General features: G+C 46.5%; 14 protein-coding genes. 12 read left to right on the forward strand and 2 right to left on the reverse strand.

Annotated elements, in window-relative coordinates; translation table 11 throughout:
• Positions 1–51 precede the first annotated feature (51 nt).
• The 10 genes from gltB (VEA_RS14700) (at position 52) to VEA_RS14745 (ending at position 17,161) form a co-directional block, all read left to right on the forward strand.
• On the forward strand, positions 52–4,602 hold the full coding sequence (gene gltB / locus VEA_RS14700; protein ID WP_012842143.1) for a glutamate synthase large subunit: 4,551 nt from the start codon (positions 52–54) through the stop codon (positions 4,600–4,602).
• Positions 4,602–6,071, forward strand: coding sequence for a glutamate synthase subunit beta (locus VEA_RS14705; protein WP_006742690.1), 1,470 nt, complete (start codon positions 4,602–4,604; stop codon positions 6,069–6,071). Before gltB (VEA_RS14700) ends, VEA_RS14705 begins: the two co-directional genes overlap by 1 nt.
• A gap of 451 nt (positions 6,072–6,522) precedes the next feature.
• On the forward strand, positions 6,523–10,986 hold the full coding sequence (gltB, locus tag VEA_RS14710) for a glutamate synthase large subunit (protein ID WP_006742691.1): 4,464 nt from the start codon (positions 6,523–6,525) through the stop codon (positions 10,984–10,986).
• A 20-nt stretch (positions 10,987–11,006) separates the two neighbouring features.
• Complete coding sequence (locus VEA_RS14715) at positions 11,007–12,419, forward strand: FAD-dependent oxidoreductase (RefSeq protein ID WP_006742692.1); 1,413 nt, start codon at positions 11,007–11,009, stop codon at positions 12,417–12,419.
• A gap of 91 nt (positions 12,420–12,510) precedes the next feature.
• Complete coding sequence (locus VEA_RS14720) at positions 12,511–12,939, forward strand: DUF1499 domain-containing protein (protein ID WP_041852996.1); 429 nt, start codon at positions 12,511–12,513, stop codon at positions 12,937–12,939.
• 63 nt (positions 12,940–13,002) lie between these two features.
• A complete protein-coding gene (gene mtnN / locus VEA_RS14725; RefSeq protein ID WP_006742693.1) occupies positions 13,003–13,698 on the forward strand; it encodes a 5'-methylthioadenosine/S-adenosylhomocysteine nucleosidase in 696 nt (231 codons plus the stop codon).
• An 11-nt stretch (positions 13,699–13,709) separates the two neighbouring features.
• Entirely contained in the window at positions 13,710–14,663 is a 954-nt protein-coding gene (locus VEA_RS14730) for a cobalamin biosynthesis family protein (RefSeq protein WP_006742694.1), read from the forward strand.
• Positions 14,663–15,487 carry a vitamin B12 ABC transporter substrate-binding protein BtuF gene (btuF, locus tag VEA_RS14735; RefSeq protein WP_012842144.1) on the forward strand — a complete coding sequence of 275 codons (825 nt, stop codon included), beginning with the start codon at positions 14,663–14,665 and terminating at the stop codon, positions 15,485–15,487. Before VEA_RS14730 ends, btuF begins: the two co-directional genes overlap by 1 nt.
• Before the next feature lie 69 nt (positions 15,488–15,556).
• Entirely contained in the window at positions 15,557–16,177 is a 621-nt protein-coding gene (locus VEA_RS14740; RefSeq protein WP_005387377.1) for a TRIC cation channel family protein, read from the forward strand.
• A 129-nt stretch (positions 16,178–16,306) separates the two neighbouring features.
• Positions 16,307–17,161 (forward strand): LysR family transcriptional regulator, encoded by an 855-nt coding sequence (locus VEA_RS14745; protein ID WP_006742696.1) that lies wholly within the window; start codon positions 16,307–16,309, stop codon positions 17,159–17,161.
• On the opposite strand, the gene VEA_RS14750 is transcribed toward VEA_RS14745, so the two are convergent.
• Positions 17,103–17,882 carry a TSUP family transporter gene (locus VEA_RS14750; protein WP_005396424.1) on the reverse strand — a complete coding sequence of 260 codons (780 nt, stop codon included), beginning with the start codon at positions 17,880–17,882 and terminating at the stop codon, positions 17,103–17,105. The genes VEA_RS14745 and VEA_RS14750 overlap by 59 nt on opposite strands.
• 251 nt (positions 17,883–18,133) lie before the next feature.
• Here VEA_RS14750 and ssp4 point away from each other — a divergent pair, with 251 nt between their 5' ends.
• Both ssp4 and VEA_RS24325 read left to right on the forward strand, forming a co-directional pair.
• The gene (gene ssp4, locus VEA_RS14755; RefSeq protein ID WP_006742697.1) at positions 18,134–19,048 is read left to right on the forward strand and encodes an Ssp4 family T6SS effector; all 915 of its coding nucleotides are present in this window, start codon (positions 18,134–18,136) and stop codon (positions 19,046–19,048) included.
• Positions 19,038–19,451: a hypothetical protein gene (locus VEA_RS24325; protein ID WP_154647402.1), complete on the forward strand. Its 414-nt coding sequence runs from the start codon at positions 19,038–19,040 to the stop codon at positions 19,449–19,451. Before ssp4 ends, VEA_RS24325 begins: the two co-directional genes overlap by 11 nt.
• Positions 19,452–19,532: 81 nt before the next feature.
• Here the strand turns inward: VEA_RS24325 and carB are convergent, their stop codons facing one another.
• On the reverse strand, positions 19,533–22,766 hold the full coding sequence (gene carB / locus VEA_RS14765) for a carbamoyl-phosphate synthase large subunit (protein ID WP_005381854.1): 3,234 nt from the start codon (positions 22,764–22,766) through the stop codon (positions 19,533–19,535).
• Positions 22,767–22,776 lie beyond the last annotated feature (10 nt).

The following is a 22,776-nucleotide window of genomic DNA, read 5'->3' on the forward strand; positions in this document are numbered from 1 at the left end:
ATTTGCCTGCCTGGTGCTTTTGCGTCGACATTGAACTGGAAGGATGTATCTATGGTAGATAGAGAGCAAAATCCACAGGGTCTATATACTCCTGAATTGGAGCATGACGCGTGTGGTATCGGTTTTGTTGCTCACCTTAAAAACCGTAAATCTCATGAAGTAGTGACTCAAGCATTGGATATGCTAGCTCGCATGGAGCACCGTGGTGGTCAAGGTTGTGACCCATGCAGCGGTGATGGTGCGGGTATCTTGCTACAAAAACCTCATGAATTCCTATTAGAAGAGGCCGTTAAGCTCGGCATTAAACTGCCTTCATTTGAAAAGTATGGTGTGGGTGTCGTACTTTTCCCGAAAGACGAATACAAACGCGAGCAATGCCGTGACATTCTAGAACGCAACGCTCAGCGTCTAGACCTTGAAGTTATTGGCTACCGCGTATTGCCAACCGATAACTCAATGATCGGTGCCGACCCGCTAAGCACAGAACCTAAGTTTGAGCATGTGTTTATCTCTGGTGGTCCAGGTATCACACCTGAAGAGCTAGAGCGCAAACTGTACGTACTTCGTAACTACACTGTACGTGTTTGCCTAGAAAGCGTTTCGAACATTGGTGATGACTTCTACATTAACTCAATGTCTTACAAGACATTGGTGTACAAAGGTCAGTTAACGACCGAGCAAGTCCCTCAGTACTTCCTTGATCTGCAAAACCCGACCATGGTGACCGCACTGGCACTGGTACACTCTCGCTTCTCTACCAACACCTTCCCGAAATGGCGTCTTGCACAACCTTTCCGTTACATTGCCCACAACGGTGAAATCAATACAGTTCGAGGTAACTTGAACTGGATGAAAGCCCGTGAGGCGATCATTGAATCCGATCTATTTACCCAAGCTGAAATCGACATGCTGCTTCCTATTTGTCAGGAAGGCAGTTCGGATTCATCTAACTTTGATATGGCACTTGAGCTCCTAGTTCTTTCTGGTCGTAGCCTGCCGCACGCATTGATGATGATGATCCCGGAAGCATGGCAAGAAAACAAAAACATGGATCCTAAGCGTCGCGCGTTCTATCAGTACCACGCGAACATCATGGAACCATGGGATGGTCCGGCTTCAGTATGTTTTACTGATGGTGTTCAAGTTGGTGCGACACTCGACCGTAACGGTCTGCGCCCTTCTCGCTACACAGTGACCAAAGATAACTTCCTAGTAATGGCATCAGAATCTGGTGTTGTGGATATTGAGCCAGAGAACGTTGAGTTCCGCGGTCGTCTACAACCAGGTCGCATCTTCGTTGCAGACTTAGAGCAAGGTCGCATCATCTCTGATGAAGAAGTGAAAGACACCATCGCAACAGCGCAGCCTTACGAAAAGTGGGTAGAAGAAAACCTACTGAGCTTGAAGAAGCTGCCAGATGCGAGCAACCAATTCAGCCAACCTAAGCCAGAACATCTTCTACACCGCCAACAAGCGTTTGGCGTAAGTACTGAAGAAGTGAACGAAATCATCGTTCCAATGGCGAATGATGCGAAAGAGCCATTATCAGCCATGGGTGCAGACTGGCCTCTTGCGGTTCTATCTCATCAGTCTCAACATCTTTCAAACTACTTCAAGCAACTGTTCGCACAGGTAACTAACCCACCGATCGATCCGATCCGTGAGCGTATGGTTATGTCGCTGAACACTTACTTGGGTAAAGACCAAAACCTTCTGACTGAAACACCACTTCACTGTCAGAAAGTCGAATTGGAATCGCCTGTTCTGGCGAACTCTGAGCTTGAGAAACTGCGTGCTATTGACAACGAGCATCTTCAGGCGAAGACACTGGATATCGTATTCCAAGCCAGTGAAGACCAAGGCAAGCTTGAGCGCGCACTAAAACGTATCTGCCAATACGCAGAAGATGCGGTTATTGATGGTTACTCAATCATCCTGCTAACTGACCGTGCAGTGAACTCAAACCACGCCGCTATCCCAGCCATGCTGGCAGTTGGCGCAGTACATCACCACCTGATCCGTAAAGGCCTACGTGCGAAGTGTGACATCGTGGTTGAAACCGGTGACGCGCGTGAAACGCACCACTTTGCAACCCTTATTGGCTATGGTGCAAATGCGGTTAACCCTTACCTAGTTATCGAAACTATCATTGAACTACAACGCACGAAGAAGCTGGATCCAGAAGCGAACCCTCGTGATCTGTTCAACAACTACCGTAAAGCGATCAATGGCGGTCTTCTGAAGATCTTCTCGAAGATGGGTATCTCAACCCTGCAGTCGTACCACGGTGCGCAAATCTTCGAAGCCTTAGGTATTCATAAGTCAGTGGTAGACAAGTACTTCACAGGTACAGTTTCTCGTATCCAAGGTCTCACCCTTGACGATATTGCTAAAGAAGTGCTCGTTCGTCACCGCATCGGTTATCCACAACGCGAAATCCCAATTCAAATGCTGGATGTGGGTGGTGTTTACCAATGGAAACAGCGTGGCGAGAAGCACCTCTTCAACCCTGAAACCATTTCTCTACTACAAGAGTCTACGCGCAACAAGAACTACGATCAGTTCAAGCAGTACGCGACAGCAGTCGATAAACAAGGTGACAACGCGGTAACTCTGCGTAGCCAGCTTGAGTTTATTAAGAACCCAGCCGGCTCTATCTCTATCGACGAAGTCGAGCCAATTGAAAGCATCGTGAAACGCTTCGCGACGGGTGCTATGTCATTCGGTTCTATTTCTTACGAAGCACACTCCACACTAGCTGTTGCGATGAACCGTCTTGGCGCGAAATCGAACTCTGGTGAAGGTGGTGAAGACCCAATGCGTTTCGAGCGCAAAGAGAACGGCGATTGGGAACGCTCTGCAATCAAGCAGGTAGCTTCGGGTCGTTTCGGCGTAACCTCTTACTACCTAACCAACGCTGATGAGCTACAAATCAAGATGGCTCAAGGTGCGAAACCAGGTGAAGGTGGTCAGCTACCAGGCGATAAAGTAGATGACTGGATCGGTGCTACACGCCACTCAACTCCGGGCGTCGGTCTTATCTCGCCGCCACCACACCACGATATCTACTCAATCGAAGATTTGGCTCAGCTTATCTACGATTTGAAGAACGCGAACCGCGCGGGTCGTGTAAACGTGAAGCTGGTATCGGAAGCTGGCGTAGGTACGATCGCTTCTGGTGTTGCTAAAGCGAAAGCGGACGTTGTACTTATCGCAGGTTTCGACGGCGGAACTGGTGCATCACCAATGTCTTCAATCCGTCATACTGGTCTTCCTTGGGAACTTGGCTTGGCAGAAACGCACCAAACGCTACTGAAGAACGGTCTACGTAACCGTATCGTGGTTCAAGCGGATGGCCAGATGAAGACACCTCGTGATCTTGCAGTCGCAACACTACTTGGTGCAGAAGAATGGGGTGTAGCAACCGCAGCATTGGTGGTTGAAGGTTGTATCATGATGCGTAAGTGTCATAAGAACACCTGTCCTGTTGGTATCGCAACTCAGAACAAGACGCTTCGCGAGCGCTTTGATGGTCGCGTAGAAGACGTCGTAACCTTCTTCCAATACATGGCACAAGGTCTACGTGAAATCATGGCTGAACTTGGCTTCCGCACTATCGATGAGATGGTCGGTCAAGGTCAGAAGCTGAAGATTCGCCAAGACGTTTCTCACTGGAAATACAAGAACCTAGATCTGTCTCCTGTTCTCCACGTTGAGCAACCACGTGAAGCTGATGGTGTTTTCAACCAAGCTCAGCAGAACCATAACCTAGAAGAAGTGCTAGACCGTAAGCTGATTCAAGCAGCGATTCCTGCACTCGAGAAAGGCGAAGAGGTGAATGCGGAATTCCCTATCGTCAACACGGACCGCTCTGCAGGTACCATGCTGTCGAACGAAATCTCGAAAGTGTATAAAGATGCGGGTCTACCTCAGCCAATGAACGTGAAGTTCAAAGGCTCTGCGGGTCAGTCATTCGGTGCATTCCTCGCTAAGGGCGTGAAGTTCGAAGTGGAAGGCGACGCGAACGACTACTGGGGTAAAGGCTTATCTGGCGGTACGTTAGTACTTTACCCAGATGCGAAATCAAGCATTGTCGCAGAAGATAACATCGTGGTTGGTAACGTGTGTTTCTACGGTGCCACTTCGGGTGAGTCTTTCATTCGCGGTATGGCTGGCGAACGTTTCTGTGTTCGTAACTCAGGCGCGAAAGTAGTAGTAGAAGGCGTCGGTGACCACGGTTGTGAATACATGACGGGCGGTGCAGCAATTATCCTTGGTTCAACAGGTCGTAACTTTGCCGCAGGTATGAGTGGCGGCGTGGCTTACGTATGGGATAAATCAGGCGACTTTGAGTCGAAACTGAACCCAGAGTTAGTAGACCTAGATCCAATCGAGCAAGAAGACAGAGATCTATTACTCGACATGCTAACTAAGCATGTTCAATTCACAGGAAGTGAAGTCGCTCAGTCTTTCCTAGACAACTTTGAAGCAAGCCTAGCCTCTATGGTTAAGGTAATGCCGCGTGACTATAAAGCGGTGCTTCAAAAGCGTAAAGCTGAAGCACAGTCTCAAGGAAACGAAACTCAAGTGGAGGCCGTATAATGGGTAAGCCTACTGGATTTTTAGAGCATGGTCGTGAACTACCACAGAAGATCGACCCAGCTGAACGCATCAAGAACAACAAAGAGTTCGTTCTGAACGAGGAGTTTGGTGACAAGATCAATACTCAAGCGTCTCGTTGTATGGATTGTGGTGTGCCGTTTTGTCATAACGGCTGCCCTATCGGTAACATCATCCCAGAGTTTAACGATGCGGTTTATCGTGATAGCTGGGAAGAAGCATGGAACATTCTAAGCTCAACCAATAACTTCCCAGAGTTTACTGGTCGTGTTTGCCCTGCTCCATGTGAAAGTGCTTGTGTACTTGGCATCAACCAAGACCCAATCACCATCTGTAACATCGAGAAAACCATCGTAGAAACGGCGTATCGTGAAGGGTACGCCAAGCCAAAAACGCCACGTTCTCGCACTGGTAAAACGATAGCGATCATTGGATCTGGACCAGCGGGTCTTGCGGCTGCTGAGCAGCTAAACAGCGCTGGTCATACTGTGACAGTATTCGAGCGAGACGAGAAGGTTGGTGGTCTGCTGCGTTTCGGTATTCCAGATTTTAAACTGAGCATGGAAGTCATTGATCGTAAGATCAATCTAATGGCAGAAGCTGGCGTTGAGTTTAAAGTAAACCAACACGTCGGTGTTGATGTAAATGCTCAGCAACTGCGTCAAGAGTTCGATGTGGTTCTACTGACGGGTGGCTCAACGGTTCCACGTGATTTGCCAGTTCCGGGTCGTGAGCTCAAAGGCGTTCACTTCGCAATGGAATTCCTAGGTCAAAACAACCGACGTGCAAATAACATGGACCTGAAAACGGAAGAGATTCACGCAAAAGGTAAACATGTGGTTGTCATTGGTGGTGGTGATACCGGTTCAGACTGTGTAGGTACGTCAAACCGTCACGGCGCAGCAAGCGTAACTCAAGTGGAAATCATGCCGATTCCACCAGAGAAGCGCCCAGCCAATATGCCTTGGCCTCAATACCCAATGATCCTACGTACTTCGACCTCTCATGAAGAAGGTGTCGATCGTCACTGGAACATCCTGACCAAAGAGTTCATCGGAAATGACAAAGGTGAAGTCACAGGCCTTCGTCTTGCTGATATCGTTTGGCAAGATGCAAAACCAGGCGAGCGCCCAAGTTTCAAAGAAGTAGAAGGCAGCGAGCGAGTGATCCCATGTGATATGGCATTCCTAGCAATGGGCTTCTTACACCCAGAACCTACAGGCGTGCTTGCTCAACTGGATATCGCGCTAGATGATCGCGGTAACGTAGCAACTCAAGGTTTTGCTACTAACCAAGAAGGCGTATTTGCTGCTGGTGATATGCGAACAGGCCAATCTTTGGTGGTTCGTTGTATCAACGAAGGTCGCGAATGTGCTCGTGCTATCGATGACTACCTAATGGATGGCACAAACCTAGAAGCAAAAGCAGATTCACTGATGCTTTCTGCTTAACGGAAGTATTCACGCTTCCCTCTTTCAATGCCATAAATAGCCATCAGCGATATCGATGGCTATTAGCAAAGAAAGAAAACAATTCCTTCCAATCTTTCTATTTTGACCAGCATTTTATGCTGGTCTTTTTTATTTCCCACAGAATCAAATGTTACTTTTTTGTAACAATCAATTTTCTATCTATTTGAAATCATTAAACTATTTTAGCTTATTAAATGGTAAATCGCATATTCACGTGATTATCCACTAATAACTTGACCTTTTTTACAATAAGCTATAGCTTGTGAAGTTGATGAAAATAAAACACTCAAAAAATGTTAAATATTTCACAGATTTTATTGAATAAATATACATAAAACCATAAAAGATGACGCATATTCAGTCATCACTATCAACGTAAGCAGTGTTGATATATCTGTCGGGATGACGGATAAGCAAAGGGAGAATTGCAATGGCTCTTTATGATCCAAGTCTTGAGAAAGACAACTGTGGATTTGGCTTGATCGCGCATATGGAAGGCGAACAAAGCCACAAGCTGGTTCGTACAGCAATTTCTGCACTTGACCGAATGACCCACCGTGGTGGTATTGCCGCCGATGGTAAAACCGGTGATGGTTGTGGTCTTCTATTACAAAAGCCCGATTCCTATTTACGTCTTATTGCCGAAGAAAATGGTTTCAACCTTGGCAAGCAATACGCCGTAGGGATGATTTTCTTCAACCAAGATCCGGTCAAAGCTCAACTCGCTAAAGACATCGTCAACAGAGAACTTGCGCAAGAGACGCTAACAGTGGCCGGTTGGCGTGAAGTTCCAACCAATTCAGAAGTGCTCGGTCCAATTGCGGCTAACTCGCTTCCAAATATTCAGCAAGTCTTTATCTCTGCACCGGCTGGTTGGCGAGAGCGTGACATTGAACGCCGTCTCTACATCGCACGCCGTCGCATCGAGAAACAAATCACCGAAGATCCTGATTTCTACATCTGTAGCTTGTCGACTCAAGTTTTGGTGTACAAAGGCCTGTGCATGCCTGCGGACTTGCCTCGCTTCTACCTAGATCTTGCTGATCTACGCATGGAATCCGCTATCTGTCTGTTCCACCAGCGTTTTTCTACCAATACTCAACCGCGTTGGCCATTGGCTCAGCCGTTCCGCTATCTTGCTCATAACGGTGAGATCAACACCATTGAAGGTAACCGCCAATGGGCGCGCGCGCGCGCTTACAAGTTCTCGTCACCACTGCTGCCCGATCTTCAAACTGCAGCACCATTTGTGAACGAGACAGGTTCAGACTCCTCTAGCTTGGATAATATGCTGGATCTCTTCTTAGCTGGTGGCATGGATATCTTCCGCGCCATGCGTATGCTTGTGCCGCCTGCATGGCAAAACCATCCAGATATGGATCCGGATCTGCGGGCGTTTTACGATTTCAACTCCAAGCACATGGAACCATGGGATGGCCCAGCAGGTATCGTACTGTCCGATGGTCGTTATGCTGCTTGTAATCTAGACCGAAATGGTCTGCGTCCTGCACGTTATGTAATTACCAAAGACAAGTTGATCACTCTGGCATCTGAGGTAGGGATTTGGAATTACGCCCCAGATGAAGTTGCCGAAAAAGGGCGTGTAGGTCCGGGTGAATTGCTCGTCATCGACACTCGTAAAGGTAAGCTTTGGCAGTCTAGCGAGATCGATAATGATCTGAAATCTCGTCACCCTTATCGCGAATGGATGGAAAACAACGTTCGCAAACTCACACCATTTTCTCAGCTACCTGAGGATCAAGTAGGCGAGCGCAGCTTTGATGAAGACTTACTTAAGACTTATCAAAAGCAATTCGCGATGACGAACGAAGAAGTCGACCAAGTTCTGCGTGTACTCGGAGAAATGGGCCAAGAAGCCGTTGGTTCTATGGGTGACGATACTCCAATGGCAGTGCTCTCCTCAAAAGAGCGCTTGGTAACTGACTACTTCCGCCAGAAGTTCGCTCAGGTCACCAATCCACCGATCGATCCACTGCGTGAAAAACACGTGATGTCACTGGCAACCAGTATCGGTAAGGAAATGAATGTCTTCTGTGAAACCGATGGCCACGCGCATCGCGTAACATTTGATTCGCCTGTACTGCTTTATTCAGACATGCAGCAACTGCTCGAGCTTGGTGACGATCACTACCGTAATACCATTCTAGATATCAACTACGACCCACAAGAGAAAGATCTTAAACAAGCCATTAATGATCTCTGTGAGCAAGCAGAGCAAGTCGTACGTGAAGGCACGGTTTTAGTGGTACTTTCAGATCGCGCTTTGGTCAAAGGCAAGTTACCAATTCCAGCGGCAATGGCAGTCGGCGCCGTTCAAACTCGTTTGATTGATGCGAACTTACGTTGCGATGCCAACATTGTAGTCGAAACCGCAACTGCACGTGACCCACACCAATTTGCTGTCTTGCTTGGCTTTGGCGCCACTGCAATTTACCCATACCTTGCTTATGAAGCACTAGGCAAACTGATTGATGATAAAGCGCTAGAAAAAGACTATCGCGATGTGATGCAAAATTACCAATACGGCATCAACAAAGGCCTGTACAAGATCATGTCGAAAATGGGGATCTCAACCATCGCCTCTTACCGCTGCTCACAACTGTTTGAAGCAGTTGGCTTGAGCCAAGATGTGGTCGATCTGTGTTTTAAAGGCGTCACAACTCGTATTGAAGGCGCAAATTTTGACGACTTCCAGCAAGATCTTACAAACTTATCTCGCAAAGCATGGGCGAAACGTAAATCGATTGATCATGGCGGCTTGTTAAAGTATGTCCATGGAGGTGAGTATCATGCTTACAACCCGGATGTTGTCGGCACGCTGCAACAGGCCGTTAAATCTGGCGAAAGTAACGACTATCAGAGCTTTGCTAAGCAGGTAAACCAACGCCCTGTTGCCATGCTGCGTGACTTAATGTCGCTGAAAAAATCAGACTCACCGCTGCCACTAGAGCAAATAGAACCACGCACTGAACTGTTCAAACGCTTCGACTCTGCGGCCATGTCCATTGGCGCACTTAGCCCTGAAGCGCATGAAGCACTCGCGACTGCGATGAACCGTCTTGGTGGCTATTCAAACTCCGGTGAAGGTGGTGAAGATCCTCGCCGTTTCGGCACTGAACGTAACTCGCGCATCAAGCAAATTGCTTCAGGCCGATTTGGTGTCACGCCTCATTACCTTACTAATGCGGATGTACTACAAATCAAGGTAGCGCAAGGAGCTAAACCGGGTGAAGGTGGTCAGCTACCGGGACACAAAGTCACCGCAGAAATCGCCAAGCTACGTTACTCCGTGCAAGGGGTGACGTTAATCTCTCCTCCTCCACACCACGATATTTATTCTATTGAAGATTTGGCCCAGCTGATCTTCGACCTTAAACAAGTCAACCCGAATGCGCTGGTTTCGGTAAAACTCGTCTCCGAGCCAGGTGTCGGCACCATCGCAACGGGCGTAGCAAAGGCTTACGCTGATCTTATTACCATCTCGGGTTACGACGGTGGTACTGCAGCAAGCCCATTAACTTCGGTAAAATACGCAGGTAGTCCATGGGAATTAGGTCTAGCAGAGACGCAACAAGCACTGGTTGCTAATGGTCTGCGTCATAAGATCCGCCTACAGGTAGACGGTGGTCTAAAGACTGGTCTAGACGTGGTTAAGGCCGCGATTCTTGGTGCGGAAAGCTTCGGATTTGGTACCGCGCCAATGGTTGCTATGGGTTGTAAGTTCCTGCGAATTTGTCACCTCAATAACTGTGCAACAGGGGTTGCGACTCAAGACGAAACGCTGCGTAAAGAGTACTTCAAAGGCTTACCTGAAATGGTGATGAACTACTTCACCGGACTGGCAGAAGAAGTGCGCGAGCTGCTTTCTGAGCTAGGAGTTGAAAAACTGACGGACTTGATTGGTCGTACCGATTTACTTGAAGCAGTAGAAGGCTTTACCGCGAAGCAAACCAAATTGGATCTATCCAACATTCTAGAAGCTCCCGTCTCGCCTGAAGGTCATCCGCTGTTTTGGACAGAGCCAAACAAACCGTTTGATAAAGCTGAGCTCAATCAAAAGATCATTGATGATGCCATGCATGCGGTAGAAAACAGCCAATCAGCAAGTTTCTTCTACAATGTCATCAACACTGATCGTTCTGTGGGTGCTCGCTTATCTGGCGAAATAGCGAAGCGCTATGGCAACCAAGGATTGGCGGCTTCCCCTATCAAAATCTATCTTGACGGCACTGCCGGCCAGTCGTTTGGCGTTTGGAATGCGGGTGGCGTAGAGCTTTACCTCACAGGTGATGCGAATGACTACGTAGGGAAAGGCATGGCAGGCGGCAAGATCGCCATTAAACCTCACTTAGGTACAGCGTTCAAGTGTCATGAAGCCACCATTATTGGTAACACGTGTTTGTACGGCGCAACGGGCGGTAAACTGTTCGCGGCAGGTAAAGCGGGTGAGCGTTTTGGGGTACGTAACTCAGGTACGATTGCCGTCATTGAAGGTGCGGGAGATAACGCTTGTGAGTACATGACAGGCGGTATTGTTGCCATTCTAGGTGCAACAGGCGTGAACTTTGGTGCAGGTATGACCGGAGGCTTTGCCTATGTTCTGGATGAAAACCAAAGCTTTGAAGGTCGAGTCAATACTGAATCTGTCGAAGCCATTTCATTGTCCGATCTATACATCCACCAAGAGCATTTGCGCGGCCTGATTGCGGAACACCTTGAAGAAACAGGGTCGAGCCACGCAGAAAATATTTTGGCGAACTTTGATGAATGGATTCCAAAGTTCTATTTGGTGAAACCACAAGCGGCAGATCTTCGCACGCTACTTGGTCACCAGAGCCGCAGTGCCGCTGAGCTGCGCGTTCAAGCCCAGTAATCATGGAGGATGTTTGAATCATGAGTCAGAACGTTTATCAATTTATCGATGTTCAACGCGTAGATCCTGCGAAGAAGCCTATCAAAGTTCGTAAGATCGAGTTCGTTGAAATCTATGAACCGTTTACCAAACAACAAGCGACTGCGCAGGCGGATCGCTGCTTAGATTGCGGTAACCCATACTGTGAATGGAAGTGCCCAGTACACAACTACATCCCTCAATGGCTAAAACTGGCAAATGAGGGACGTATTCTTGAAGCGGTTGAACTATCGCATCAAACCAATAGCCTACCGGAGGTATGTGGGCGCGTTTGTCCTCAAGACCGTCTATGTGAAGGTTCATGCACGCTTAATGATGACTTTGGTGCCGTCACCATCGGTAATATAGAAAAGTACATTACCGACAAAGCCTTTGAAATGGGCTGGAAGCCAGATATGTCCAAGGTGGAGTGGACCGATAAAAAGGTCGCAATCATTGGAGCTGGCCCAGCAGGCTTGGCAGCCGCTGATATCCTAGTGCGCAATGGCGTTAAGCCAGTCGTGTTTGACCGCTACCCAGAAATCGGCGGACTACTGACTTTCGGTATCCCTTCGTTCAAGCTTGAAAAAGGGGTAATGGAAAATCGTCGCCGTGTGTTCACTGAAATGGGCGTCGAGTTCCGTATGAACGTGGAAGTCGGTAAAGATGTACAAATGCAAGATCTAATCGATGAGTACGATGCCATTTTCTTAGGCGTTGGCACCTATAAATACATGCGTGCAGGACTAGAAAATGAGGATGCGCCGGGTGTGTATGACGCGCTGCCATTTTTAATTTCGAATACCTACAAAGTCATGGAGCTTGAGAACAACCAACCTTTTATCGACATGGCAGGAAAGAAAGTGGTCGTGCTTGGTGGTGGCGATACCGCAATGGACTGTGTACGAACCTCTATTCGCCAAGGAGCCTCCAATGTGATTTGTGCTTATCGTCGTGACGAAGCCAACATGCCAGGTTCACGTCGAGAAGTAAAAAACGCTAAAGAGGAAGGCGTGAAGTTTATGTTTAACCTGCAACCACTCGGTGTGGAGGTCGACGCCTCAGGTAACGTATCGGGCGTTAAAGTGGTAAAAACCGCTTTAGGTGAGCCCGATGATGCAGGTCGTCGCAGACCAGAACCAGTGGAAGGCAGTGAACATGTATTGCCTGCGGATGCCGTGATCATGGCATTTGGTTTCCAGCCACACAAAATGGATTGGTTGGAACCGTATGGTGTCGATTTAGACCAATGGGGACGTATCAAGGCACCTATTGAGCAAGCGTTCATGTATCAAACCAGCAATGCGAAAATCTTCGCTGGCGGTGATGCGGTCCGTGGCTCAGACCTCGTCGTAACCGCCATTGATGAAGGGCGAAAAGCGGCAGAAGGCATTCTTGATTACCTAGAAGTCTAATCACAGCTAACATCACAAAAAGGATCCTATTATTGGATCCTTTTTCTTTTGTATCCATATAATTAGAAACAAAATTATAAGAGTAAATACAATGAAAAAAGCCGCTCTCCTTTCCATCACTTTACTCAGCCTGACAGCCTGCAGCCAAGGAGTCACCAGTATGCCAGATCGTTCTCAATCACCTTGTGGTGACAAACCAAATTGCGTTTCAACTCAGGACTCTAGAGACAAGTTTCAATTAGCACCTTTTTTGCTCACTGAATCCGCAACGTTAGATGCCATTGAGCAAGCTGCGCTTCAACTTCCTGGCGCCAAAACCGCGGTAAAAGAGGGCGATTACCTTCGGATAGAATGCACATCTAAAATCATGCGCTTCGTGGATGACCTCGAATTAAAAGTAGCAGGAGACAAACTGATTGTTCGCTCAGAGTCACGTGTGGGCTATTCTGACTTTGGCGTAAACAGAAAGCGCGCCGAACAATTACGAGAAAAGCTCACTCAAGCTAAGCTCATCAAATAGAAAACTGCTCACGGGGAGTGCTATACTCTCGGCCAACTAAAATATTTACCGAAAGAGAGTGTTATGAAAGTTGGTATCATCGGTGCGATGGAACAAGAAGTGACCATCCTGAAAGAAGCAATCACAAACTGCAAAACCGTAAATAAAGCAGGTTGTACGTTTTTCTCTGGTCGAATTAATGATGTAGAAGTAGTCGTACTACAATCAGGTATTGGTAAAGTTGCAGCTGCAGTAGGCACTACCATTCTTCTTGATGAATACCAGCCAGATGTTGTGATTAACACAGGCTCTGCTGGTGGCTTCGATTCAAGCCTAAATCTAGGTGATGTTGTTATCTCAACAGAAGTTCGTCATCACGATGCAGACGTGACAGCTTTTGGTTATGAAATTGGCCAAATGGCTGGCCAGCCTGCTGCATTCAAAGCAGATGAAAAGCTAATGGATTTAGCAGAAAAGGCACTAGCGCAAATGGAAAACACTCATGCAGTTCGCGGCCTGATCTGTACTGGTGATGCATTTGTTTGCACCGCTGAGCGTCAAGAGTTTATTCGTAAGCACTTCCCATCCGTTATCGCGGTAGAAATGGAAGCATCTGCTATCGCTCAAACTTGTCACCAATTCAACACGCCGTTTGTTGTTGTGCGTGCAATCTCAGATGTCGCTGATAAAGAGTCACCAATGAGCTTTGATGAGTTCCTACCGCTAGCAGCAAAAAGCTCTTCCGAAATGGTATTCAAAATGCTGGAACTCATTAAGTAAACGACTCATTCATGGAAGAAGTTTTTCAGTCATTTTATGCCAACGGTGCGCTCCTTATTATGTGGGGCGCACTGCTCTTTCACCTTCTTTTACCAATCCCCCGTTCATCGCATCCCATCACTTTATGGCGAAAGTTAGCTGAGAACCTCGCCAACAAAGTAAACAATAATCACAGTTACTCACAGAGCCTGACCTCCGGCAGTCTTGCATTGGGCTTGATGCTATTGCCTTGCTTGATCTTGCTGATTGCCGTGGAGCCATTCGTTTGGCAAGTGCCTTTATACGAACTAGTGCTATTGATCATTGCTTTGGACTGGCGCAACAGTGAAGCCTTAACAAAACAACTCGTCACAAGTATGTCGAGAGAAGACAAAGCCCAGTGCCGACAATTACTGAGACCATATCTTAATCGCGATACTGACAGCCTCTCGATCATCGGCATGGGTAAAGCAAGCTCAGAAGCTGTGATTATGGGATACAGCCGCAACGTAATCGGTGTGTTATTTTGGTACGCACTAGCAGGTGGTATTGGTGCGTTAATGTATCGACTAACCACAGAGTTAGCTCGAGTTTGGTCCCCTAGCCGACGCCAATATTTGCCCTTTGGTAAACCTGCCGTTCAGCTGGTTGCCGCTCTGGATATTATTCCACTTCGTCTCTTTGCCATACTTTTAGCTGTAGGAAAGAACGTAAGCAATGTGCTTTCTGGTGTACAGCAACAAGCGAAGTCTTGGCCACTACCCGGGCCCGCCTGGGTGTTGTGTACCATCGGACACAAACTACAACTCTCTTTATGCGGCCCTGCTATCTATCAAGGTATACGTGCGGAACGCGCAAAAATCGGTGGACGAATCGCCCCATCGGCTATTCACCTTTCACAAATACATACGCTGCTCGTTTGGCGAGTCTTCGTTTGGATAGCTATCCAAAGTCTGCTTTTAGGAATGATTTATCAAGGATTATGATGAATAAACTATGCTTCGCATTAACGCTGTTTGTTTCGACAGCGACCTTCGCCCAAACACCAGCGCAACGCATTGTAAGTTTAGCTCCGCATGCCACTGAAATTGCCTTTGCGGCAGGGCTAGGAGACAAGCTTGTTGCTGTCAGCGAAATGAGTGATTATCCAGAGCAGGCAAAGCAGCTGGAAAGAGTCTCTAATTACCAAGGAATTAAATTAGAGCGCATTATTGCTCTTCAACCGGATTTAGTCATTGCTTGGCCGGCAGGAAACCCGGCAAAAGAGCTGGAGAAAATTAAACAGTTCGGCATTCCTATCTATTATTCCACTACAGGCTCACTGGAAGATATCGCCAATAATATCGAGCAGCTAAGCCAATACAGCGAAACCCCGCAAATAGGACAAAAGGCCGCTGAAGATTTTAGAACGCAACTGAATACACTAAAAGAGAAGTACAACACGCACGAGAAAGTTCGTTACTTTTATCAGTTGAGTGAAAAGCCTATCATCACTGTCGCCGGGAAGAACTGGCCAAGTGAAGTCTTTACTTTTTGCGGTGGTGAAAACATTTTCGCAGCATCCAGCGCGCCTTATCCTCAGGTCAGCATCGAGCAGGTCATCACTCGCCAACCAGAGGTTATTTTTACTTCTCGTCACGCAATGAGTAATGATGGTATGTGGGCAGAGTGGAGCAATGAGCTTCCCGCACTTAGAAATAAACACATCTGGTCTCTAAACTCAGATTGGATTAACCGCCCAACCCCACGCACACTAAATGCGATCACAGAAGTGTGTGAGCACTTTAAAAGCGTTCGTCAAAAACGCTAACGATTTCGTGGCAAATACCGTACAATTTCCGCCCATTTTTTCTCACACTATATAAAGGTACTAAGTAACATGGACTCCATGCTGCTTTATATGATCGACTTGTTCGGTACCGCAGTTTTCGCTATCTCTGGCGTGTTACTGGCGGGCCGTTTAAAAATGGATCCATTCGGCGTTATCGTTCTCGGCAGTGTGACTGCTATTGGTGGCGGAACAATCCGAGACATGGCGCTAGGTGCCACTCCTGTATTTTGGATAACAGATACTACGTACTTATGGGTGATATTTGTTACGTGTCTACTAACCATGCTTGTTATTCGAAGACCCAAGCGACTCTCATGGTGGGTATTACCCGTTTGTGATGCCATCGGCCTTGCAGTATTTGTAGGAATAGGTGTAGAGAAAGCCCTCGCTTACAACGCGTCTGGGATGGTCGCAGTGATCATGGGAGTCATTACTGGTTGTGGTGGTGGTATTATACGTGATGTACTGGCTCGCGAAGTTCCTATGGTATTAAGAAGTGAAGTCTACGCTACGGCATGTATTATTGGCGGCATCTTCCATACGATGGCGGTAAACATGGGTTATGACCACTCAACGGCTTTACTCGCTGGTGTAATCTCAACGCTCATTATACGTCTCGGTGCTATTCGTTGGCATCTATCCCTACCAACTTTCGCAATTAATCGTTAAAAACAAATTACATGATTCGGTCATGGAGTCGACTGAGTGTCGGCTCCTCTCATTTATACTCATTTGATTCGCCAATTCTTGTACAATTCGCTAAATTATTTCAACCATTCCTAACTTTCATTAATTATTATGTTGCTTGAAGGTATTGAGACGTTACTTGTCCTCAGTAAAGAAAAAACCATGAGCCGTACGGGCAGCCAACTCTATATTAGTCAATCTGCGGTGAGTAAGCGCATTTCGAATCTAGAGAAGAAGTTAGGAAAAAAATTGATTGAGCCAAGTGGTCGGCACATAAAGCTGACCTCCGATGGCCTTGCGCTCATCAACACGATCGAGCCAACGTTCAATGAGTTAAGAGGTCAGATCTATGATCAGCAAGAAATAGAAGATACTTCTTTGATCAAGATAGACTGCTCTGAAACCTTAGTCGCTGGATACCTTAGTGTGATCATGGCAGAACGCTTTGCCCATGACCAGTACATACGAATATCGACCAATCATACACCACGCATTATTGAGAACGTCAAATCAGGTAAAGCGACACTGGGATTCTGTGCTGGTTATTTACCGCCTCATCATGGATTAATGAGCCTTCACCTCGCTGATGAACCTTTTTCAATCGTCAGTAGATACCCACTTTCGCAACTACCCAAAGCCATTTTGACCAATGACTTAACCAATCCTGCCAACACTTACCAACAAGCTATTTTGTCAAAATACGGAATTGAGCCTTTGATGGAAATGGATTCATACACTGCGGCAGCACAACTGGCTTTGGGCGGAATGGCTCCCGCTTTAATTCCTAAATCTATCCTGAAGACACTTAATATCACACCCAAATTCTGCTATGACTTTGAAGAACTAGGACAGTTAATTCGACCAATACATATCTGCTTGCGCCACAGCACATATCGCAGCAAACGAGTTAAAGCACTGACAAAATCCATTGCTGATGTTGTTGCCAAAGAAGTTTCGTTGCCATGAGCATCGACATCACAATAACTAGAGGACGAATCCATTTTTGCCCTTTACTTACCACGACCTTCGCCCCTAACTGAGCACCAAGAAAACCGCCAACAGCCATGGTTAAGCCAAGCTTCCACACTGGCAACCCGGCTAAGATAAAAAAGAGTAGTGCCGCTATGTTTGACGTGAAATTGAGGATTTTTGTTCTAGCAGTGGCTTCGACCAAAGAAAAGTGACCCAGTGCAACAAAACAAACAGTAAAAATAGATCCAGTCCCAGGGCCAAAAAAGCCATCATAGAAACCGATCCCCCCACCAATGCATAGCGCAAACATCGCTTCAGATAACTTTGGTTCTCCATCGATTTTTCGCGTACTTGGCGCGAGTAAAAAATAGAGGGAAATGGCTATCAAAAGAACAGGGATCAAACTGGTGAGTACGCTAGCATCAATAAACTGCACAGCCTCGGCACCGATCGCTGCACCGATAAAAGTACAGAGTATCGCGAAACGCATTTCCTTTAGGCTGACAATACCGTTACGCACGAAATACCAGCTAGCAGAGAAACTGCCAAACGAACTTTGTAACTTGTTGGTTGCTAGAGCTTGAGTCGGACTCAACCCCGCTGCCAAAAGCGCAGGGAGCGTAATGAGCCCTCCCCCACCAGCCATCGCATCAATAAAGCCTGCGGCAGTCGCAACAAAAAATAGAGCCAACAAAATCTCAACCGTGATTTCCACTACACATCCTTTTTATTTAAAGAGGCATCAAAGAGGAAAAACGGTAGCACTTATTCACAAAACCACCAATGGAAAGTCAAGACATCAATCTATTCCTAATTTTCATCAGTCAGTAAATTTAGAAAATGATACATTAAAAATATCAATTACATCCAAATATAGAGCCTCACCTCAAGAGCCTCTTAATATTTTGATAGAAAGAGAAAATGCTGTCTTAATAGGAAATATTTAATCTGATAAAAACGAAAATAATGGAAGCCTTACTGACTCGACCATCAATAAAAGAAAAGCAATTACGCTTAAAAATCGAACAAATAGTGAATGTTAATCAGCTATTCAACGTTATTGACGCTAAACCAGAGACTAGCGGTGCGGGTGTAATTTATATTGATAACAAATTCACCGTTGTACGCTTAAGAGACTTTAAATCCACATGCCATATCAATCCTACCTTTATCATTCTACGAGAACCGATAAAATTACAATCATCTCAAGAATTTGCAAAAAAAATAAAACAGGAAGAATCAAAATCAAGATTCAATCAAGAGCTTCTATCAGCGAGCATTAGCTGTATTGGTGCAGCGATTGGCTGGATTGGAGTAGTTGGTTCGGGGCTAACAATACCAGTAAGTGGTCCTGTGGGCGTAACTATGTCCTATATCTCACACGCCGCTACTGTTGCTGCCACAGCTCAATGTGCTATTGGAGTAGCAAGAACCCGTATGGTATCTAAATCACCAGATAAATTATCGGATATAGACAGTAATGAGTGGTATCAAAATACAACTAAAGCTTTAGATTATATCTCCTTAGCTGGAGCGGGCGCTAGCGGATATCAAACGATAAAAATGGTTCAATCTCTTAAGCAAACCACTAAGAAAGGCGTTCCCGAGATTCTAAAAGGCTTAAACAGACAAGAAAGAACAAGATTAACTAAAGAAATCATCCGTAAAAACCTTCCGAGCATTTCGAATAAAGCTCGTAAACAGCTAATGTTGTCAGGAGAAATTCCTAAAAGGTATTCACAAGCAACAATATCCGCATCCATTTCTCATCAGCTTCTAGATGCAATTGGAGGCTCAATTAGCATAGTAGGAAGCGGTTATTCGGGAGAGTTAAGAAATCTTGCAATTGGAATCTATGAGGAATTGAAAGTTGAATACTAAATCAATTAGCATAGCAAACATCTCACTAAGTATATGTTTATACTTGGCATTGACTATTGGTCTGGCTATTAGCTTAAGCATTTGGAATGACTGGTTTTCCTTCACTCAACACATTGCTCTAGATACTTACCTTCTTACATTGGGAGCTATTACGGTTGTTGTTGTATGCATTCCAAACATCCTGACAATAAGCAAAGGATTAAGTATTGCTGCAAAAATAAACTTAATCACTATCTCTTTTATCATTCTTACCTGCAGTATCAACTTTGTTGTAGCAAGTGGTAGTACTATTTCTTCATCTTTAGGAACATTGCTTGCCATAATTAGCTTGATGATCTTCAAAAGCGAAGCATACCAATCGTTCCTAGCACATTTTAATACTCTTCATTTTAGAAAAACCTAGATATAAAAAAGCCCGCTCAAATGAGCGGGCAATGAGGTTGTCATGTAAGCCCTGACTAACGAGCTTACTGATTTTTATCTGTTACGCGTCTAGACTCGCTTTCACTTTAGCGTGTAACTCTTGAACCGAAGTTACTGACGCTTTTGCGTCTGCAGTGTGAGACATACATGTAGCGAACGCTGCGTTCAGTGTCGTTGTGTAGTTCACTTTTTCTGCCAGTGCACCGCGGCGTAGAACTTTCGAATCTTCAATCGCTTGACGACCAGCTGCCGTGTTTACGATGTAGGTGTATTCGTTGTTCTTGATGCGGTCAAGAATGTGTGGACGACCTTCGTGTACTTTGTTTACCAAGCGTGGGTTGATACCCGCTTCGCCCAGAATCACAGCAGTACCGTGTGTCGCATCCAACTGGTAACCCAGTTTCACTAGCTTAGAAGCTAGGTCAACAACACGCTCTTTATCGCCTTCACGTACAGACAGTAGCGCACGACCACCTTCAGGGTAAACTGCACCACAACCTAGCTCTGCTTTCGCGTAAGCTTCTGCGAACGTTGCACCAACACCCATTACTTCACCTGTTGAGCGCATTTCTGGGCCCAATAGAGGGTCAACACCAGGGAATTTGTTGAACGGCAGAACCACTTCTTTCACTGAGTAGTAAGGAGGGATAATCTCTTTAGTAAATCCTTGTGACTCTAGAGATTGACCCGCCATTACACGTGCAGCGATTTTCGCTAGAGGTGCACCTGTCGCTTTCGATACGAATGGTACCGTACGAGCAGCACGAGGGTTCACTTCGATTAGGTAAACGTCGTTGTCTTTCACAGCAAACTGCGTGTTCATCAAACCGCGTACACCGAGTTCGAACGCCAACTTCTCAACTTGCTCACGCATCTTGTCTTGAATTTCCTGACTTAGCGTGTATGCAGGCAGTGAACATGCAGAGTCACCAGAGTGAACACCCGCTTGTTCGATGTGTTCCATGATACCGCCGATAACGACGCGTTCACCGTCACAGATAGCATCAATATCAACTTCGGTTGCATCATCCAAGAAACGGTCTAGAAGAACTGGAGACTCGTTCGATACGCTTACTGCTTCGTTGAAGTAGCGACGCAGGTCTTGCTCGTCGTATACGATTTCCATCGCACGACCACCGAGTACATAAGATGGACGAACAACTAATGGGAAGCCAATTTCTTTCGATTTTTCAACCGCCTGTTCCATCGTTGTTACTGTCGCGTTTTCTGGCTGAAGTAGACCTAGACGGTCAACAGCTGCCTGGAAGCGTTCACGGTCTTCCGCACGGTCGATAGCATCTGGGCTAGTACCAATGATTGGAACACCAGCCGCTTCTAGAGCACGAGCCAGTTTAAGTGGCGTTTGACCACCGTACTGAACAATCACACCTTTTGGTTTTTCAACGCGAGCGATAGACAGTACATCTTCCAGAGTTACTGGTTCGAAGTACAGGCGATCAGACGTATCGTAGTCAGTAGATACCGTTTCTGGGTTACAGTTAACCATAATGGTTTCGTAACCGTCTTCACGCAGCGCAAGTGATGCGTGTACACAACAGTAATCGAATTCAATACCTTGGCCGATACGGTTTGGACCGCCACCAAGAACCATGATCTTGTCTTTGTCTGTTGGGTTTGCTTCACACTCTTCATCGTAAGATGAGTACATGTAAGCCGTGTCAGAAGAAAACTCAGCCGCACACGTATCCACACGTTTGTAAACCGGGTGAATATCAAACTGCTCACGAGCACGGCGAATTTCACTTTCAGCGACACCTAGCAGTTTAGACAAGCGCGCATCAGAGAAGCCTTTACGTTTCATCTGGCGAAGCACTTCTTTGGTCAAACCTGCGTAGCCGCCCGCCTTGACTTGCTCTTCGAGTTTTACGATTTCTTCGATTTGAACCAGGAACCAACGGTCAATTTGAGTCAAGTTGAACACGCCGTCAACTGACATGCCAGCTCGGAATGCATCGGCGATGTACCAGATACGCTCAGCGCCTGCTTCTTTAAGTTCGTGACGAATCTTAGTCAGTGCATCTGGTGCTTCTAAATCGACCATCTCGTCAAAACCAGTTGCGCCAACTTCTAGACCACGAAGTGCTTTGTGAAGAGATTCTTGTTGGTTACGACCAATTGCCATTACCTCACCAACCGATTTCATCTGAGTAGTCAGACGGTCGTTTGCGCCAGCAAATTTCTCGAAGTTAAAGCGAGGAATCTTAGTTACGACGTAGTCGATAGTTGGTTCGAATGATGCTGGTGTTGCACCGCCGGTGATGTCGTTTTGTAGTTCATCCAGAGTAAAGCCAACAGCCAGTTTCGCGGCAATCTTAGCGATTGGGAAACCTGTCGCTTTTGACGCTAACGCAGAAGAACGAGATACACGTGGGTTCATCTCGATGATAACCATACGGCCATCTTTCGGGTTGATACCAAACTGTACGTTTGAACCACCTGTTTCAACACCAATTTCACGTAGAACGGCTAGCGATGCATTACGCATTAGCTGGTATTCTTTGTCGGTCAGTGTCTGTGCTGGTGCTACTGTGATTGAGTCACCCGTGTGGATGCCCATTGGATCAAAGTTTTCGATTGAACATACGATGATACAGTTGTCCGCTTTGTCACGAACGACTTCCATTTCGTACTCTTTCCAACCGATTAGTGACTCATCGATAAGAAGTTCGTTGGTCGGAGATAAGTCCAGACCGCGACGACAGATTTCTTCGAACTCTTCTTTGTTGTACGCGATACCACCACCAGTGCCGCCCATGGTGAACGATGGACGGATGATACAAGGGAAGCCAACCATATCTAAAACTTTGTAAGCTTCTTCCATGCTCTTCGCTGTATCTGCGCGAGGACACTCAAGGCCGATAGACTTCATCGCTTTATCAAAACGAGAACGGTCTTCCGCTTTGTCGATTGCATCAGCCGTTGCACCAATCATCTCTACGCCAAACTCTGCGAGAACGCCGTGCTTCTCTAAATCTAACGCACAGTTAAGTGCAGTCTGGCCACCCATGGTTGGCAAAACTGCATCTGGACGCTCTTTTTCAATGATCTTGCGTACCACTTCCCATTGGATTGGCTCGATGTAAGTCGCATCAGCCATCTCTGGGTCAGTCATGATGGTTGCTGGGTTCGAGTTAACCAGAATAACTCGGTAGCCTTCTTCACGAAGTGCTTTACAGGCTTGTGCGCCAGAGTAGTCAAACTCACATGCCTGACCGATAACAATCGGACCAGCACCAAGAATTAGAATACTTTGAATGTCAGTACGTTTTGGCATTATCTACTAC

The organism is Vibrio antiquarius (assembly GCF_000024825.1).
GTDB classification, from domain to species: Bacteria; Pseudomonadota; Gammaproteobacteria; order Enterobacterales; family Vibrionaceae; genus Vibrio; species Vibrio diabolicus.

Bases quoted from the DNA above. Each gene is read 5' to 3' on its own strand.
- gltB (WP_012842143.1), top strand. From the start codon at position 52: ATGGTAGATAGAGAGCAAAATCCACAGGGTCTATATACTCCTGAATTG.
- VEA_RS14705 (WP_006742690.1), top strand. From the start codon at position 4,602: ATGGGTAAGCCTACTGGATTTTTAGAGCATGGTCGTGAACTACCACAG.
- gltB (WP_006742691.1), top strand. From the start codon at position 6,523: ATGGCTCTTTATGATCCAAGTCTTGAGAAAGACAACTGTGGATTTGGC.
- VEA_RS14715 (WP_006742692.1), top strand. From the start codon at position 11,007: ATGAGTCAGAACGTTTATCAATTTATCGATGTTCAACGCGTAGATCCT.
- VEA_RS14720 (WP_041852996.1), top strand. From the start codon at position 12,511: ATGAAAAAAGCCGCTCTCCTTTCCATCACTTTACTCAGCCTGACAGCC.
- mtnN (WP_006742693.1), top strand. From the start codon at position 13,003: ATGAAAGTTGGTATCATCGGTGCGATGGAACAAGAAGTGACCATCCTG.
- VEA_RS14730 (WP_006742694.1), top strand. From the start codon at position 13,710: ATGGAAGAAGTTTTTCAGTCATTTTATGCCAACGGTGCGCTCCTTATT.
- btuF (WP_012842144.1), top strand. From the start codon at position 14,663: ATGAATAAACTATGCTTCGCATTAACGCTGTTTGTTTCGACAGCGACC.
- VEA_RS14740 (WP_005387377.1), top strand. From the start codon at position 15,557: ATGGACTCCATGCTGCTTTATATGATCGACTTGTTCGGTACCGCAGTT.
- VEA_RS14745 (WP_006742696.1), top strand. From the start codon at position 16,307: ATGTTGCTTGAAGGTATTGAGACGTTACTTGTCCTCAGTAAAGAAAAA.
- ssp4 (WP_006742697.1), top strand. From the start codon at position 18,134: ATGGAAGCCTTACTGACTCGACCATCAATAAAAGAAAAGCAATTACGC.
- carB (WP_005381854.1), bottom strand. From the start codon at position 22,766: ATGCCAAAACGTACTGACATTCAAAGTATTCTAATTCTTGGTGCTGGT.